The 15,305-nt window shown below is 54.2% G+C and carries 14 protein-coding genes and 1 tRNA gene; 4 read left to right on the top strand and 11 right to left on the bottom strand.

Annotated features, from left to right (window positions below):
* Positions 1-221 precede the first annotated feature (221 nt).
* Positions 222-860: a TetR/AcrR family transcriptional regulator gene (locus tag ADIMK_RS12745; protein WP_051692923.1), complete on the top strand. Its 639-nt coding sequence runs from the start codon at positions 222-224 to the stop codon at positions 858-860.
* A gap of 283 nt (positions 861-1,143) precedes the next feature.
* On the opposite strand, the gene ADIMK_RS12740 is transcribed toward ADIMK_RS12745, so the two are convergent.
* The 5 genes from ADIMK_RS12740 to ADIMK_RS12720 are packed head-to-tail and all read right to left on the bottom strand — an operon-like array spanning position 1,144 to position 5,680.
* Complete coding sequence (locus tag ADIMK_RS12740) at positions 1,144-1,626, bottom strand: hydrogenase maturation protease (RefSeq protein WP_051692922.1); 483 nt, start codon at positions 1,624-1,626, stop codon at positions 1,144-1,146.
* Positions 1,623-2,924, bottom strand: a complete 1,302-nt coding sequence (locus ADIMK_RS12735) for a Ni/Fe hydrogenase subunit alpha (protein WP_036188748.1) — start codon at positions 2,922-2,924, stop codon at positions 1,623-1,625. The genes ADIMK_RS12740 and ADIMK_RS12735 overlap by 4 nt, the downstream gene beginning before the upstream one ends.
* Complete coding sequence (locus tag ADIMK_RS12730; protein ID WP_036188745.1) at positions 2,917-3,726, bottom strand: NADH-quinone oxidoreductase subunit B family protein; 810 nt, start codon at positions 3,724-3,726, stop codon at positions 2,917-2,919. Before ADIMK_RS12730 ends, ADIMK_RS12735 begins: the two co-directional genes overlap by 8 nt.
* A complete protein-coding gene (locus ADIMK_RS12725) occupies positions 3,726-4,571 on the bottom strand; it encodes an FAD/NAD(P)-binding protein (protein ID WP_036188743.1) in 846 nt (281 codons plus the stop codon). The genes ADIMK_RS12730 and ADIMK_RS12725 overlap by 1 nt, the downstream gene beginning before the upstream one ends.
* Complete coding sequence (locus ADIMK_RS12720; protein WP_036188741.1) at positions 4,568-5,680, bottom strand: 4Fe-4S dicluster domain-containing protein; 1,113 nt, start codon at positions 5,678-5,680, stop codon at positions 4,568-4,570. Before ADIMK_RS12720 ends, ADIMK_RS12725 begins: the two co-directional genes overlap by 4 nt.
* Before the next feature lie 174 nt (positions 5,681-5,854).
* Between ADIMK_RS12720 and ADIMK_RS12715 the strand changes: the two genes are divergently transcribed.
* Together ADIMK_RS12715 and ADIMK_RS12710 are read left to right on the top strand one after the other, a co-directional pair.
* Positions 5,855-5,930 (top strand) — tRNA-Thr (locus ADIMK_RS12715).
* 255 nt (positions 5,931-6,185) lie between these two features.
* Entirely contained in the window at positions 6,186-6,860 is a 675-nt protein-coding gene (locus ADIMK_RS12710; protein WP_036188738.1) for an SOS response-associated peptidase, read from the top strand.
* Positions 6,861-7,337: 477 nt separating this feature from the next.
* Here ADIMK_RS12710 and ADIMK_RS12705 read toward each other — a convergent pair whose 3' ends face one another.
* Genes ADIMK_RS12705 through ADIMK_RS12695 form a run of 3 tightly spaced genes read right to left on the bottom strand, consistent with a single transcriptional unit; the run spans position 7,338 to position 9,354 of the window.
* Positions 7,338-7,967, bottom strand: a complete 630-nt coding sequence (locus ADIMK_RS12705; protein WP_036188733.1) for an MAE_28990/MAE_18760 family HEPN-like nuclease — start codon at positions 7,965-7,967, stop codon at positions 7,338-7,340.
* Positions 7,964-9,040 carry a DUF262 domain-containing protein gene (locus ADIMK_RS12700; RefSeq protein WP_036188730.1) on the bottom strand — a complete coding sequence of 359 codons (1,077 nt, stop codon included), beginning with the start codon at positions 9,038-9,040 and terminating at the stop codon, positions 7,964-7,966. The genes ADIMK_RS12705 and ADIMK_RS12700 overlap by 4 nt, the downstream gene beginning before the upstream one ends.
* A gap of 53 nt (positions 9,041-9,093) precedes the next feature.
* On the bottom strand, positions 9,094-9,354 hold the full coding sequence (locus ADIMK_RS12695; protein WP_036188727.1) for a hypothetical protein: 261 nt from the start codon (positions 9,352-9,354) through the stop codon (positions 9,094-9,096).
* 174 nt (positions 9,355-9,528) lie between these two features.
* Here ADIMK_RS12695 and ADIMK_RS12690 point away from each other — a divergent pair, with 174 nt between their 5' ends.
* Positions 9,529-10,503, top strand: coding sequence for an oxygenase MpaB family protein (locus ADIMK_RS12690; RefSeq protein ID WP_231517051.1), 975 nt, complete (start codon positions 9,529-9,531; stop codon positions 10,501-10,503).
* Positions 10,504-10,539: 36 nt separating this feature from the next.
* Here ADIMK_RS12690 and ADIMK_RS12685 read toward each other — a convergent pair whose 3' ends face one another.
* From ADIMK_RS12685 to ADIMK_RS12675, 3 genes are all read right to left on the bottom strand, one after another.
* Positions 10,540-11,901: a DUF1329 domain-containing protein gene (locus tag ADIMK_RS12685; protein ID WP_036188724.1), complete on the bottom strand. Its 1,362-nt coding sequence runs from the start codon at positions 11,899-11,901 to the stop codon at positions 10,540-10,542.
* 38 nt (positions 11,902-11,939) lie between these two features.
* Positions 11,940-13,748, bottom strand: a complete 1,809-nt coding sequence (locus ADIMK_RS12680; RefSeq protein ID WP_036188722.1) for a DUF1302 domain-containing protein — start codon at positions 13,746-13,748, stop codon at positions 11,940-11,942.
* Positions 13,749-13,924: 176 nt separating this feature from the next.
* Positions 13,925-15,292, bottom strand: coding sequence for a DUF1329 domain-containing protein (locus tag ADIMK_RS12675; protein ID WP_081849781.1), 1,368 nt, complete (start codon positions 15,290-15,292; stop codon positions 13,925-13,927).
* Positions 15,293-15,305 lie beyond the last annotated feature (13 nt).

Raw genomic sequence — 15,305 nt, 5'->3', positions numbered from 1 at the left:
AGGAACAGGGTCAAAAACTCTCCACACTACATATTGGCAGTTGTTCACGCCGCTATGGTTACCTGGAACGGGCCAGGGTGGTGATGTTCGTGCGGGAGAGAATGAAAAAATATAGTGTAATATACATTACATTATAAGTATGGGTCCAACCCCGGACGTTCTGCACGCCGAAATTGCGTGTCGGACAGGTATTCAGTAACAGCAGATTGGGTAGAGGGTCGATGAGCCATTCACTTGAGCATGAGTGCTTGGACAAGGGGCTGACGGCAAAAGGAGAGGAGCGCAGACGGCGCATTCTCAACGCGGCCAAAGAGGTATTTCTTGAACAGGGCTTCGAGAATGCATCGGTAAGCGACATCATGAAGCGGGCGGGCGGATCCATGACCACGCTGTATCGTTGCTTTGGCAACAAGCTCGGCTTGTTCGAAGCGATGATGCAACAGTCCTGCGATGACCTGTTTGCCAGTTTCGATGAACACAAGGTGTGGAGTGATGATCCTGCCACGACACTCTATCTGTTTGGCCAGCGCTTTATTGAGATGATCAGTACGCCGCAGGCGATCGCCATGCATCGTTTGGTGTTGTCGAACAACAGTAACGAGAGTGAGCAGATCAAGACGCTGTTCTATACCGCAGGCCCTGATCGTGTACGCAAGCTGCTGACCGAGTACCTGAAGCGACAGAAAAGCGAAGGGCGTCTGAATATAGCCTGCTGCACGATAGCCGCTGCTCAGTTTGTCGAGATGATCAAGCAGCCTTGGCACTTCGAGGCATTGTTGGGTCTAGAGTATGATCCGGAGCTACCCAACAAGAGTCTGGCGCAAGGCGTGGAGATCTTTCTTAAAGGGGCCGCAAGATAAAGAGAAAAATGGCCGGAGAGGCAAAAATGCCATTCACCGGCCTGGGAAGAAAACGTCGTTGATCGGAGTCTAGCAGTTTAGAGGCTCAGGTTGTACACCGTGCAAAAACTGTTCAAGTAGTGAGAGATCTACCTGCAAATTATTCACTCGTAAATTCGTGATGAGTGACTAAAATGCACGCCATCCTAGCCTCGCATAGAGGTATTCCCCAGGATTTAGCGTAACTCAGAAGGCATTCCTGTCCGCCTCTGCTGTTTTCCACAATGTATGTCACCTCCGAGGTTTAAACCGAATGGTCCACGCTTTGTATAAGGCGCTGGTAAAGGCGCTTCACCAGTCCGTCAACGCCTGCGTCAATCGCCGGGCTCAGATGCTCACCGAGACGGTCCGCCGAATTGATCGTCAGGCAATGGAGTTCGAGACTATCAGGCAGCGCACCCAGACGGCTCGCAAGCATCAGAGTATCGGCCACGCCGAAGCCGTGTGAGCCCGCCACGCCCGTGCGCGCGTGTTTGAGAGTTTCCAGATCAGGCCGGGTGTAGACGCCCGGCTCGTCATCCGCACTCCATAGTGCATCTACCAGCCAGCAATGCTTATATTCGGCCAGATGTTTGATCAGTCCTGCTCCGGGACGGTCGTACGCTGTCAGGTCGCATTCGGCTGTTTCGGGCAGTATCGCCTCCAAGCGTTCAATCACCTCCCAGCCTAATCGGTCGTCACCCGCGGGTGAGCCCAGCCCGATAATCTGCAGTCGGTCGTGCTTCACGGCTGGCGCTCCAGCTCCAGTTGCAGGAAGTGAGTCGCGCACGAGATGCAGGGGTCGTAGTTGCGTATGACCTTTTCACAGTGCAGGCGCAGTGCATCGTCCGGATGCTCAAGGCCAAACGCCTGCAGTGAGTTGTGCAGGTCCTGTTCTATTCTTGCCTGGTTCTGGCTCGTGGGAGGGACGATGCGCGCATGCTTGATCAGCCCGTTTTCGTCTGTTTCATAGCGATGCCAAAGCAGCCCGCGAGGGGCTTCTGTCGCGCCGAAACCGATACCTGCCCGAGGTATAACGTCGTCAAAGGGGCGCTCTGGCACGCTGTAGGCTGCTGTGAGTTCCAGTGCTTCGTGTATCGCCAGTTCAATCTCCACGGCGCGGGCAAGCATGCTGTGGAACATGTTGCGACTTGGAAAGGCGATGCCGGTGTTGTTCAGGTTGTCGGCGATTTCGGCGGGTAATCTCTCCCGGTTCAGGTTGAGCCGCGCCAATGGCCCGACCAGATAGGGCGCTCCCTGATAGAGTGACCACAGCGCAGTTGAGTGTGGCGCATGGGTCTCTTCGAAGTACTGCTCCCACTCCTGTGCCGTGATGGACAAGCCATCCGAGCCGGCCAGTGTGCCCTCATATAGCGGATATTCGCTTTCGTGTTTGAGCGCGACGTTGATGAAGCTGTCATCATCCTGCGGGACCGGCAGTTGCGCGCACCAGTTTGTCAGCGCGCGGGCACTGTCCCGGGCCTTTTCCAATTGCGTGTTCAGCCGTTTGATGTCGGCATCCGTCGGTGCATGATGAAACCCGCCAACCCGAGCGCCGACGGGGTGCACCGAGCGGCCACCAAACAGCTTGATGATCGTGTTGCCGAGCGCCTGCAGTTCCAGCCCTCTTTGGACCTGCGCCGGATACTGTTCCGCCATTGCGATGGCGCTGTCAAAGCCGAGGTAATCGGGCAGGGCCAAAAGGTGGATGTGCAGCGCGTGGCTTTGAATCCATTCGCCGCAGTAAAACAGTCGGCGCATGCGTCGAACCCAGTCCGACGGGGTGAAATCAAAGGCTTGTTCGAGGGCCTGCACGGCGGTCATCTGATAGGCCACCGGGCAGATACCGCAGATACGGGCCACGATGTCAGGCACTTCATGATACGCCCGGCCTTCGAGAAACTTCTCGAAGTAGCGCGGGGGCTCGAATATCGAGAGTTGCAGCTGTGTTATCTGCCCTTGTTCAATGCTGAGCTTTAACGAGCCCTCGCCCTCGACGCGGGTGAGGGCGGGAACGTCGATGCGAATCCGGCGTGACTCAGCCATTGTCACCGTCTCCCGTGTCTGTACTCCGGGCGATCAGCCCGGCATCGTGAAATGCTGGCGCTGCGCTGTTGATCATCAGAAAGCGTCGTGCCACCGCGTCCGGCATCAATCCGAGCCCAGCAAATCGCTTACTGAGACTCTCAGTGTTGGGGTTGTCCGAGGGGCCATAGCAACCGTAACAGTCCCGGCCGAAGCTTGGGCAGAGTGCTCCGCATCCGGTGCGCGTAACAGGGCCGAGGCAGGGTTTGTTGTCGGTGACCATCACGCAAACGCGCTGCTGGCGTTTGCACTCCATACACACCTTGTCCCGCTCCTCGATTGGCGGAACGCCAAACAGGAGCGAGTTGACGGCGGCAAGCAGCTGGCGGCTGTTGATAGGGCACCCCCAAAGCTCGAAATCGACTCTCACCTCATCGGCGATGGGGCGGGCATGGTTTAGCGTTTTGATGAACTCGGGCTTGGCGTAGATGGCATCTCGCCATTGGTCGTGCTGGTTATCAAGGTTGCGTAGCGCTTGCAGCCCGCCGGATGTGGCGCAGGCGCCGATGCTGATCAGGTAGCGGCTATGCTTGCGCACCCTGTGAATGCGTTCGATCTCATCCTGCGTCGACAGACTGCCCTCGACAAAGGCGATATCGACGTCGGCGTCGGGGTCATCGAGGCCCGCCTCCAGAAAGTGCCTTATGTCGACACGCCTCGTCAGCTCTATCAACTCGCCGCCAAGGTTCAGGAAGGCGAGTTGGCAGCCGTCGCAGGAGCTGAACTTGTGCACCGCTATTCGCGGTTTAACCGTCGTACTCATCAGAACCCCCGGGTACCGAGCAGCGCCCGAACAGCTGGATAGTTGAATACCGGGCCATCCTTGCACACGAAAGCGGCTCCGAACTGGCAATGCCCGCAATGGCCGATGGCACACTGCATATTACGCTCCATGCTGAGCCAGATCTGCTCAGGCGCGAGACCGAGCTCTATCAGCCGCTCCGCCGAGGCTCTCATCATCGGCTCAGGGCCGCAGAGCATCGCCAGCGATCGAGTTGTATCGAGCGCCAGCTGATCGAGCAGCCCGGTCACCATGCCGGTATGCCAACGCCAGCTCGCATCGGCCTGGTCGGCGGCGAGCAGGACATGTGTGTCAGGTTGCTTGGCCCAGTGCTCGTACTGGTCTCGCCAAATAAGATCGTCGGAATGTTTAACGCCCTGAACGATGGAGATTCGGCCATAGAGGCTTCGTTGGCGAAGCAGTTCATGTACAACGGACACAGCCGGTGCGCAGCCAAGGCCCCCCGTGATGATATGGACGTCCTTGCCGCCTGCCTGATTCAGCGGCCAGCCCCGGCCGTAGGGTCCGCGTACCCCGAGTTTGTCGCCGGGCTCAAGCTTGACCAGTGCGCGGGTCACCCTGCCAACGGCGCGAATGGTGTGGTCCAGTAGCAGTGTCTGATCGAGAAAACTCTGGGGCCCCGATTTGATGGAGATCGGCACCTCGCCCACGCCATACAGATAGAGCATATTGAACTGCCCCGGGGCACAGTAAAATCGGTGGCGAGCATCCGGGTCGGTCAATCGCAGGCGCAAGGTCACGATTGTTGGCGTCTCCTGGATCCGTTCGACCACTTCCGCTTCGAGAGGGAGGTAAGGGTTGATCATGCCTGCTCTCCGGTAGGGGACTGGCTGATCTGCAGAATCTCTTCGGTGGGGTCGATACCGACCGGGCACCAGCTGATGCATCGGCCGCAACCGACGCAGCCGCTGCGATCATATTGCGACTGCCAGCTGCCGAACTTGTGCGTGAGCCACTGGCGGTAGCGACTGGCGGTATCCTTTCGTAGCGTGATGCCATGGATATAGCTGTGGCCCGGCGTAAAACAGGAGTCCCACTGGCGTTGGTGTGCAGTGCTCTGGCCTGACGTGGACGGCACTTCGTTCTCGCTGTGGCAGAAACAGGTGGGGCAGACCTGGGTGCAGTTTCCGCAACTCAGGCAGCGCTCCGCTACAGCTTGCCACTGTGGATGGTCAAGGTTGCTGAACAGCAGCTCTTGAATATCCTGCTGTGGCAGGCGTCGGCGCTGGCTCTCGCCGGCATGGCTTACCTCGTTGCGTGCATCGCTATAGAGGGCGTCATCCCCGGGCTCCAGCGGCAAGCGGTGCATCAGCATCTCGCCGGCCAGCGTGCCCGCTGTTACGAAATAGCCGCTGTCGGTTTCATGCAGCGACAAGTCATAGCCGGATTGCACCTCAGGCCCATCGCCGGTATCGGCACAAAAGCAGGTATCAGCGGCATGGGTGCAGTTAACGGCAATCAGCAGCAGACGCTTGCGTCGCGCTTCATAGTAGGGATCGGGAAAGGCGTTTAGAAAGTGTTTGTCCTGAAGCGCCAGCGCCGCCAGATCGCAGGCGCGCACACCGATTACGGCGACAGGTTCCGATTCGGTGGGAGCCTGATAAAACTTAAGGTTTCCGTCGCTGTTAACCTCGGCATACCAAAGGTCTTCGCGTGGCGCGAATGTCAGCGGCTTGATGGCCTGCGGGCCGTTGGCCCATGAAAAGTAACGAGGAGAGTCTGTGTTGTGCAGGCGGTAACGCCCGTTGGACTGCTCTTGATGTACGCCTTTGGGCAGCTGCTGTACGCCGGTGAGGGTGTCGTACAGTATGGCGCCGTCACGTACTTGAGGGGCAACGCACCTGAAGCCGTCATCGGTCAAGGTATCGATCAGCGATTGAAACCGCTCTATTGGCAGAAACCCCGGTGTCCCCATTACGCCTTACCCCAGTCTTATTATTGTTGCGGATTGGATTCTACAGCGGTGTATTCATGAATCCTTATAAAGTAGAAGGTTATAGTCTTCAGCTCAAGCAGGAAGCTTGTCGGGCCACTTAGGTGATTGCTAATATCCGTTGCATCCGCGGACGCATCTCTACGCGTCCATCCCGCCGCTGTAGCTCAGTCGGTAGAGCAACTGATTCGTAATCAGTAGGTCGGAGGTTCGATTCCTCTCAGCGGCACCATTAATCAATGTCTTACAGGCGCTTCGTTGTTAGCGATTCCTATAAAATTTCCATTTTCCTATATTTTTAGCCGGCTACGCCGTTTTTTTGCTCATCTTCGAAGGCTAACCAGCCTGTGCTGTACAGCCCTAAAATGCTTTGTGCGTCTCGTTTTCTTGCTTGTCCACGCAGCTCTAAACATAGTTGATCGCCTCGTTGGCGACCCTATCGCTATCCGCTAACCTCTATATAGGCTGTCTAAAACAGAGACCGATCATGTGCGGGCGCTATAACGTCATTGATGACCCACATACCCAGGGACTTCTCGACGTCCTCGGCATCAGTACCCGGCTGGAAACACACTACAACATCGCGCCGACTGAAGACGTTCAAGTCATCCTCATTGAAGACGGCATACCCAGACTTAGGCATATGCGCTGGTGGTTGGTCCCAAGCTGGGTAAAGGAGCCTAGCACTCAGTACTCGATGTTCAATGCCAGAGCTGAGACACTCGGATCCAGCCGGGCGTTTAGAGGCCCATTCAAGCATCAGCGCTGTATAGTACCCGCCTCGTCGTTTATCGAGTGGATGGTCGAAGAGGGTCATAAGATCCCTTACGATATACAACCCAAGGACAGTGCTTTTGCCTTTGCGGGCCTCTGGGACAGGTGGGGAAAGGGGGCTGAAAGCTTCTATAGCTGCGCGATAATTACAACTGACGCGGTTCCCGCGTTTCGCCAGATCCACAATCGGCAACCGGTCATGTTGCCCTACGACGCCTTAAATCGTTGGTTGGACCCTGAGATCGAAGGTAAAGACCTAACCGATCTGCTTCAGCCCATGCTACCTGTCGACCTTGAGGTTTTCGAATCGGATACAGAGATCAACAGCAGTCGGCACAAGCGACCACCTGAACACCTGAGCGAATCAGTTTTACTTAAAGTTGGTTAAAGCTGCAGATGCTCTGGAGATAAATGCGCGTAACGCATCGTCACCGGTATTGACTGGTGGCCGAGGATCTTCTGAAGTGTCAGCACATTTCCCCGTTCATGATGAAGTGACTTGCAAAGGTATGGCGTAGAACATTAGTCCGCTGTCCTTTCAGCAATACGATACCTGATGCTTTCAAGGCCTTGTTGAACGTTATAATTCGATTCTTTGAGGAATTTTTTACTTATTTTAACAGATTGATTATATCTCATCCTTGTTACTGATAGGGTAAAAACTATTGCTAATATCGAGTAGATTATCCTCATATAGTGTATTCCGAATCCTATTCATGTGTCCTTTCGTGCGCTTATGAGTCCTGTGCTCTATTGGTTTATATAGATTTTTAATGAGAATTATATCAATAGCTTATTGCGGATTTATTACTTTATAAACCGTAAATAAAGTTTATAATTGGCTTGTGTTTAAATATATAGATATCTATATTTTGAATTTAGAGCTTTCAATTATTTCTATAATATTTACAGCCAAGTCATGCATGACAAGTAAAGTTGCCCTCTCATATTCATTATACTCATTGATTGATCTAATTATCATTTTTTTACCATGAGCGATATCGTTTCTTCGGCTTACAAGAGCTTTTATTCTAACGGTGTTGTTTTCAAGTTCTTCAGACCTAATGCCAATTTTCTCACACTCTTCTCTAAATACATTGGGCCATAGATTGCTACTGGTTTCTAATTTTGCGTTATCAAAACGGGCAGCCTTCTCCATTAATGTAGGTAGTACTGAGTTAATAAAAGACATAATGTTTTCAGAACTGGAATTTTGTCTGATACCGTTAAAAGCTTCTGTCAGCGCCAAAATTTTAAATTTTTCAGATAAATTACATATTTTTATATTTCTTTCTTGAATATGATCTAATAGCAAATCCCATGTGAACTTGGTAAAACCCTCGAAATGAGCGTAAAGTAAAGCCCAGCATGCTCTCAACATTGCTCTATAAACAACTTCATTGTTGTCATTGTTTATTGTGAGCCTTTTTAGAGAAACGAGCTCCGCTTCTCTCCAACTCAGATCATTTTCTAAAGTTTCAGCATAGCTACTCATATTGAGAGGATTCCTTTCTCAACTATGTCTATTCTTTTTTGTAGTTTTTCTCTAGAGTTAGCCCCTGGGCCTGTAACTGCTCTAAAATCTGCAGATTGAACAATTTCAGTAATTTTATTGCGGAGATCCTTTTTACTCTTGCTCTCAATTACGTCTAGAGTGTTAAAGACACCCATAGATATGGCTTCGAAATATGCTGGAGGTAATGATCCAACAGGGTTTCCAGAACGGTATCTTAAAAACGCATTCTCTGTTAATTTAAGATATGAAATTTTGAAAACATTTTCGAAGTCCAATTCTTCTTTATCATAATCAAAATCAATTTTATCGAGAAGAATAGCCTCCATATAATCATCAAGCCAATCTCTAACACTTCCTTTAAATTTATCTCTATAATTTTTTGTAGCAAAGAATCTAAGAACTAGCTCTTCTAGCCCTTTCTTTTCCTTTTCTGCATCTGGTAGGCTTTTGGTGCACTCCGAAAAATATGATCTCTTTGATAGATTAGTAATAAATGTGTAAAATTTAACGCCTTCCTCTCCTAGCATCCTAGCTGAGCAGTTTCGAACTTCTTGAGGTTCTAAGTTAGCGCCTCCAGTATTTAAACGTTTGAACATCTCGTAACGCAAGAAACCTTTACTTTGTTTTTTTATCACGACTGTTCTTATAGAAGTCCTTTTCAATCGGAGTCTTAAACTAAGAGGCATGTCATGAAAATAATAATTATTCAAACCTGATATTAGTGTGCATCCTTGCAGTTTCAACGGTTCTTTTTCTATTGACTGTGGTTCTACAAATTGAAGTATTGTACTTACTCTTTGTAGACCATCAATTAGTTCGAATACACCGTCTTCATTTTCGATAACGAATATTTGCGGAATGGGTAACTCTAGCAAAACTGACTCAATCAAATGCGACTTCTGCTGATCACTCCACCTAAATAGTCTTTGATATTCTGGTTGTATGATCAGTTCATTATTTACATGGAGATTAACTATTTCACCAAAACTTAAATCCAATGTGTCGGTTCTAACCTCACCGACTCTATCGTTTATTTCTTTTTCGATATCCATATAACACCACTATATATTAGGCTAAATTATTTATGAGCGATATTTTTATAAACTTATTTAATCAACAGTTCGATTAACAGTATCACATTCAATATAAGAGATGTTGCCAATAACCAAGGCAAGCTTGCACTCACGTAGCGAACGGATAGAGGTTTAGGTTTTACTGCTTGATCCCACGCTGACTCCTTGCGCTTTGAGGGTGGAACGAGTGCATCTTGACGCCAGTCTGTTTGCTTCCAGCGCTTGATCTCGTTCTGTCGTTCTTGGCGTTGTTTTAGCTTTTCATCGTCCGTCTTGTTCGGTGTTCGCATCATCCTCACCCTCCCTGCGGTTGTACCAGCGTTCCATCACTGCCGGGCAACTCCTAACCCGCGTTTACTGCTCCTGAGTCTGAGCGTTTTACCTCATCTAACTCTGGGCTGAGCTGTCCGATATCCGGTTCTATTTGTCCAGTTGTAATCCAAAGTGCGTATTGAGGGAAGCGTTCTATGACCGATCCCGATATCACCCGGATAGAGAGTCTCTGCACCTGTCAGGTTACACTGACGATACAATGCGAACAGTTGGGCTCTTGGGAACGTGATATGGACGTAATACGCCGCCGGATAGAACAGCAGGTTTTCAGTCTTACCGGGCTGGCGCTCAATGACATCGATTACGAAAACCCTCCGGGTGACCCGGGGCTGTTTGGGCCTCAGAGCATCTGCTGGCGCGTGCACAGCGATTTCCCCTCGATGCTCTGCGGCGGTATCGGTGCGTTGATGCTACAGATGATGCATCCTCTGGCGCTGGCCGGGGTGTGGGATCACTCCAACTTTCGTCAGGATATGCTGGGGCGTTTAAGGCGCACCAGTCAGTTTATTGCCGCCACCACGTTCGCTTCTACCTCCGATGCCCATCGTCTTATCGAGCGTGTCAGACTTATCCATAGCCGTGTTAAAGGCGTTGCGCCTGACGGGCGAGGCTATGCCGCGGATGACCCTGATCTTCTGACCTGGGTTCACGTCGCTGAGGTTAAATGCTTTCTCGATTCCTATATGCGGTATAAGGCACCGGGGCTGAGTGTTGCCGAGCAGGATCAGTACTTCGATGAGGTGGCGCGCATCGCTCTGGCGCTTGGTGCAGTTGAGGTGCCCCGCAGCCGGTTTGAAGTTGAAGCCTATATTGAACGGATGCGCCCCGAGCTGACCTTTGACCAGCGTACGGCACAGGTGCTGGAGTTGCTGCTCAGTGCGCCGGCACCGAACCGGCTAACCCGACCGGTCGGTTATATCATGGCGAGGGCCAGCATGGATCTGCTGCCGGACTGGGCTCAGCAAAAGGCCGGAGTTACGCTCAGTGGCGGGCAAAAGCTGTTGATCCGCACCTCCATGCGTACGCTAGCCTCAACGCTTCGTTGGGCTATTCGAAACGGTGCCTCCCAACGCGCGAGGCGGCGGACACGCACCCTGTATTCGGCGTAATCCGGTGGGGGCGTGATTCGAGCCCGCCCGAGCGCCTTAATGACCCAGCCGCCTGATCGCCTGGGGGGTGAAGTCCTTGTAGTTGTACCGCGGGGTGAAGTCATACCCCTGACCCTCTTCGTTGGTCAGGCCGCTGACCAGATAACGCCCGGATTGCAGGTCATACAGCACTTCGGCCGTCAGCCAGGGCACCAGCGCGTCGCGGTAGCTGAACTCATGGGCCTCGGCGACCCGCCAGAGTTCGCCGCGACCGTCATAGTGATCGGCAATCGCTATCTGCCAGCTATCTTCGTCAATAAAGAAAACCCGCTTGCTGTAGACGTGCCGTTCCCCGGGCTTAAGCGTTGCTTCAACCTGCCATACCCTATGCAGCTCATAGCGGGTGTGCTCGGGGTTCAGGTGTCCCTTGGCGATAATATCGCGGTACTTGAGATCGCGACTGGCGAGCCTGAAGCTGTTGTAGGGGATATACAGCTCGCGTTTGCCCACCAATGTCCAGTCGTAGCGGTCGGGGGCACCGTTGAACATATCCAGATTATCGGTGGTGCGAAGGCCGTCCGATGCGGTGCCCGGGGCGTCGTAAGCGATCTGCGGGGCGCGCCTAACGCGTCGCTGCCCGGTGTTGTAGACCCATGCCTGTCGTGGCTGTTGAACCTGATTAAGGGTGTCATGGATCAGCAGTACGTCGCCGGTCAGGCGGGCGGGGGCTTGAACCTGCTGAATGAACAGCGACATCAGATTAGCCGTCTTCTCAGCGTCGGGCGTATCCGCCAGATAGGCAGGCCAGGTAACCTTTTCGTTAATCTTGACCGGCGTGAAGTCGCCGTTGGCCTGTACCGCAATCTGTACGAAGGTGCGCTCGAGGGCTTCGCCGCGATAGCGGGTAATGTGATTCCAGATCGCTTCGAGACCGTTCTGGGGGATAGGGAAGGGGAACACTTCACGAAAATCTTTCAAACCGTTACCGCCATCGCTTAGCTGGGCACGGGTTGCATTCCACTTCGCCCGCTCATACACGTGCTCGGGGTAAGCCACGGTACGGTGGCTTGGGTAAACAGGCATCCGAAAACTGTCTGGATACCGTTTGAACAGCGCGCGCTGCCCAGGACTCAACTGGTCGGCATACTGATCGAGATTGTCGGCTGTAATAGTGAATAGAGGCTGCTCTTGCGCGAAGGGGTCGCTGTATCGGTCATCGCTTTGGCTCAAGCCGCCTTGCCACGGCGGAATTCGCCTGTCCTGACTGCCGGCCTGTTCGGCACCCACGGGTGTAAGCCTTGCGCCAAGCGCCGCCGCTTGTTCCTCATCCACCGCCGCCGAGGCTGTGCTCGCCAGTGTGCACAGCGTAAGCAACAGGAGGGCCGTATTGAGGCGTTTCGCGTGTAGAGGTTGGAACACGGTGCAGTCTCCTGTGCGCTTTACGCAATGGGGTTGTGTCAGAAGGATACCGAGGTGCTAAGGGAAAGAAAGTCGCGGTCGGCCAAGGCGTTGTAGTCACCCCCGAAATAGCGGGTGTAGCCGATCTGGAACTGATACTGATGCAGATACTCGGCATTCAGTGTCAGTCCGAGCGATTTCTCGCCTTCGCGAAAGGCGGCCCCCGGCTCTGGCCCATTGCCGTAAAGGCCATGCTTGAAACTGATCTGGGGTGTCAGGTTGGTACCGGCGAAAACGTTGGGATAGGCCAGTGTCGCTCGGGCGACATAGCCGAAGGAGTCAGGGGTGACAAAACCGTCGGTATCACCGGCGGTATAGCCCCATGCACCGGCCCGACCATATTTGATTGCATCGGCACCCTCATCAAGGCCGTGGACATGGGTCCATGCTGCTTCCCCGACCAGTGACAGGCGGCTTGCGCCGAGCACCTGATGGTAAAACTTCACCAGAGAGCTTTGTACCTGAGTGACATCGAAGCGGTCATAGCCACGAATCTCACCGCCCATACCGGCCTCTGCTACGCGCTGATCCGCCGACGCATTGCCTATACCACCGGAGTACTGGGTGAGCACGGCGCCGACCAGAAGTGGGCCGTTTACCTGAAGAGGCAGGTTGTGCCGGTGGGAGATCTCACCGGACCAGGCGATATCGCCGATATTGCTGTTGAAGCTCAATCCGACCACGTCGATATCTTCGGGGTATTCGATGAAGTAGGTGCTGTCGAATACGTTCAGGCTGTCGGTATTGGCGCCGCTGCTGATCGGCAGGCGGCTGTGGTAGCGCGCAAAGTAGAGTCCGAATTCGGTGCCGTTGAGTTGGTCGGCGAAATAGCGCAGGGCGAGACCAAACTGGCCGTTATCGTCGGCGACACGGTTACCATCGCTGTGTCGGTACACCACGGGGTCAAAGCCCAGTGCCAGAGCGGTAAGCGTGGTATCGAAATACTGCTGGTCGGTCAGGGCTAGCGGTATCCGTACGCCGTTACACCCTTTGGCCGCAAAGTCGCTGGTCGAGAAAAAGGTGCCGCAGCCATCGAGGGCGGTGGGCGTCCACTCAAACTGGTAGAACCCCTCGACACTCAAAGAGTCGGTAAGACCCAGCGAGGCGAAGGCCTGATTGGTCGGGAGCAGGGCATCCTTTACTTGCGCACCGGGACGTCGAATGGCACTGACGTCCACCGGGTTGAAGCTGTTCATGCCGCCCGGAATAAAAGCACTTTCCCCCCAGTTGACCACCTGACGGCCGATTCGAACATCCAGCGTGTGCTGCGCTTGACCGCCCAGATCGAAACCTGCGTAGACAAAGGCATCGAGCAGCTCGGCGCCGGAGAACTTGGCGTAATCGCTGAACGCTTCGTCGCTGAGTTCTGCATCGGGTTGGTAGGCATTGAGGGTGTTGCCGTGGGGGTGGCTGTCGTTTTCGAGGGCAAAGTCGATCCAGTACTTGCCGCGCATGAACAGGCCGAGATTATCCCGCTGCAGGTCCAGTTCATGCACGCCCTTGAGGGTGCGCGAGAAGGTATCGCCGCGATCGAAGTTCAGGTCGCCGTCATCATAGCTGCCGGAGCCCTTGCTACTGCCGCCGTTGGGTACGGAGATCAGGTTGGCATCGCGCTTTTCCAGCCGCCAGCTGGCGCCCGCGGATATCTGCGAGTCGAAACGCCCCTCCACATCACCCACCGAGAACTCCAAGGCCTGTGCCATAGGTGAGATAAACAGCGCCGCAAGTACTGTCAGTGCCGATCCTGGCCGCGGGGAGGGAGAGCGGCGGCGTTTTTGCGAAGCCTGCGAGCGTGTTGCAAATGCCATGTCATTAACCCTGCGCACAGGGGCATTGTCCATAACGCCGACGTGCGTGCCGATTGAGCCCAAATTCGCTCAAGCATACCAAGGCAGGGATGACAGATGAATGGTGTTGTTTCAGAAAGGGGACAGATTTAGTGGTAAGCGGGCGGCCACAGCGGGCCGCCTGCACGGTGACGGTATTAGCGGCCCAAACGCCTGATCGCCTGCGGGGTGAAATCCTTGTAGTCGAAACGTTGGGTGAAGTCGAACCCCTTACCCTCTTCATTGGTTAGGCTGCCGACGAGATAGCGACCTGATTGAAGATCGTACAGTGTCTCTGCGGTAAGCCAGGGCACCTGCGCATCGCGGTAGGGGAAGGCGTGCGCTTCGGCAACACGCCACAGCTCTCCGCGGCCGTCGTAGTGATCGGCAATGGCGATCTGCCAGCTGTCCTCATCGATAAAGAACACGCGTTTGCTGTACACGTGGCGCTCGCCGGGTTTGAGGGTGGCTTCCACCTGCCAGACGCGATGCAGTTCATAGCGGGTGTAGTCGGGGTTGATGTGTCCGCGGGTGAGTATCTGGTTGTAGCTCAGGTCGCGGCTTGCGAGTTTGAAGCTGTTGTATGGGATATAGAGCTCCCGTTTGCCGACCAGCTTCCACTCGTAGCGATCCGGCGCACCGTTAAACAGATCCAGATTATCGGTGGTACGCAGTCCGTCAGAGGCGGTACCCGGCGCATCGTAGGCGATCTGCGGTGCACGCCGTACGCGGCGCTGTCCGGTATTGTAGGTCCAGGCCTGTCGTGGCTGGGTGACCTGATTGAGTGTTTCGTGAATCAGCAGTACATCGCCGGTCAGTCGGGCCGGTGCAAGCACTTCCTGAACGAAGAACGACAGTATGTTCGAGGTTTGGCCGTTGTCCGGGCTGTCTTTAAGGTATTCCGGCCAGCTCACCCTTTCATTGATCTTGACCGGCGTGAAGTCACCATTGGCTTGAACCGGTACCTGCACGAATGTGCGCTCGAAGGCACCGCCTCTATAGCGGGTCAAGTGGTTCCAGATCACCTCCAGCGCATTTTGCGGAATCGGGAAGGGCACGGCTTCTCGGAAGGTGGTCAGTCCGTTGCCATTCTCGGTCAGCTCCGTATGGGTTGCGTTCCATTTCACCAGATCGTAGAGCTGCTCGGGGTATGCCGCGGTGCGGTGCGTGGGATAGACCGGTATACGGAAGCTGTCCGGATAGCGCTTGATCATGGCGATCTGTCCGGGGCTGAGCTTGTCGGCATACTGCTCGACATTAGCTGCGGTAATGGTAAACAGCGGCGCTTCGTTGGCAAAGGGATCGGTGTATCGGTCATCGCTTTGGCCAAGACCACCTGTCCACTCGGGGATGGTGCCGTCGCTGTTACCGGCTCGCTCAGCGCCAAGCGGGGTGAGCTCCTTGCCCAGTGCCGCCGCCTGTTGATCGGAAACCGCAGCGAAGCTGGCGCCGGAGAGGATCGAGAGCGAGAGCGCAAGGCTAATCGCCGGACGTTTCATCTTGCCTTGAAGGGTGTGTGTCGTCATGTTGGGTCTCCTG

It is taken from the genome of Marinobacterium lacunae (genome assembly GCF_000705555.1).
Classification (GTDB): domain Bacteria; phylum Pseudomonadota; class Gammaproteobacteria; order Pseudomonadales; family Balneatricaceae; genus Marinobacterium_D; species Marinobacterium_D lacunae.
Note: the sequence above shows the minus strand (reverse complement) of the source record. Positions and strands in the feature narration are given on the sequence as shown.

Excerpts from the sequence above, each read along its gene's own strand:
- ADIMK_RS12695 (WP_036188727.1), bottom strand. The coding sequence starts at position 9,354 with ATGATGCGAACACCGAACAAGACGGACGATGAAAAGCTAAAACAACGC.
- ADIMK_RS12700 (WP_036188730.1), bottom strand. The coding sequence starts at position 9,040 with ATGGATATCGAAAAAGAAATAAACGATAGAGTCGGTGAGGTTAGAACC.
- ADIMK_RS12735 (WP_036188748.1), bottom strand. The coding sequence starts at position 2,924 with ATGGCTGAGTCACGCCGGATTCGCATCGACGTTCCCGCCCTCACCCGC.
- ADIMK_RS12745 (WP_051692923.1), top strand. The coding sequence starts at position 222 with ATGAGCCATTCACTTGAGCATGAGTGCTTGGACAAGGGGCTGACGGCA.
- ADIMK_RS12710 (WP_036188738.1), top strand. The coding sequence starts at position 6,186 with ATGTGCGGGCGCTATAACGTCATTGATGACCCACATACCCAGGGACTT.
- ADIMK_RS12680 (WP_036188722.1), bottom strand. The coding sequence starts at position 13,748 with ATGGCATTTGCAACACGCTCGCAGGCTTCGCAAAAACGCCGCCGCTCT.
- ADIMK_RS12675 (WP_081849781.1), bottom strand. The coding sequence starts at position 15,292 with ATGACGACACACACCCTTCAAGGCAAGATGAAACGTCCGGCGATTAGC.
- ADIMK_RS12705 (WP_036188733.1), bottom strand. The coding sequence starts at position 7,967 with ATGAGTAGCTATGCTGAAACTTTAGAAAATGATCTGAGTTGGAGAGAA.
- ADIMK_RS12730 (WP_036188745.1), bottom strand. The coding sequence starts at position 3,726 with ATGAGTACGACGGTTAAACCGCGAATAGCGGTGCACAAGTTCAGCTCC.
- ADIMK_RS12725 (WP_036188743.1), bottom strand. The coding sequence starts at position 4,571 with ATGATCAACCCTTACCTCCCTCTCGAAGCGGAAGTGGTCGAACGGATC.
- ADIMK_RS12690 (WP_231517051.1), top strand. The coding sequence starts at position 9,529 with ATGACCGATCCCGATATCACCCGGATAGAGAGTCTCTGCACCTGTCAG.
- ADIMK_RS12720 (WP_036188741.1), bottom strand. The coding sequence starts at position 5,680 with ATGGGGACACCGGGGTTTCTGCCAATAGAGCGGTTTCAATCGCTGATC.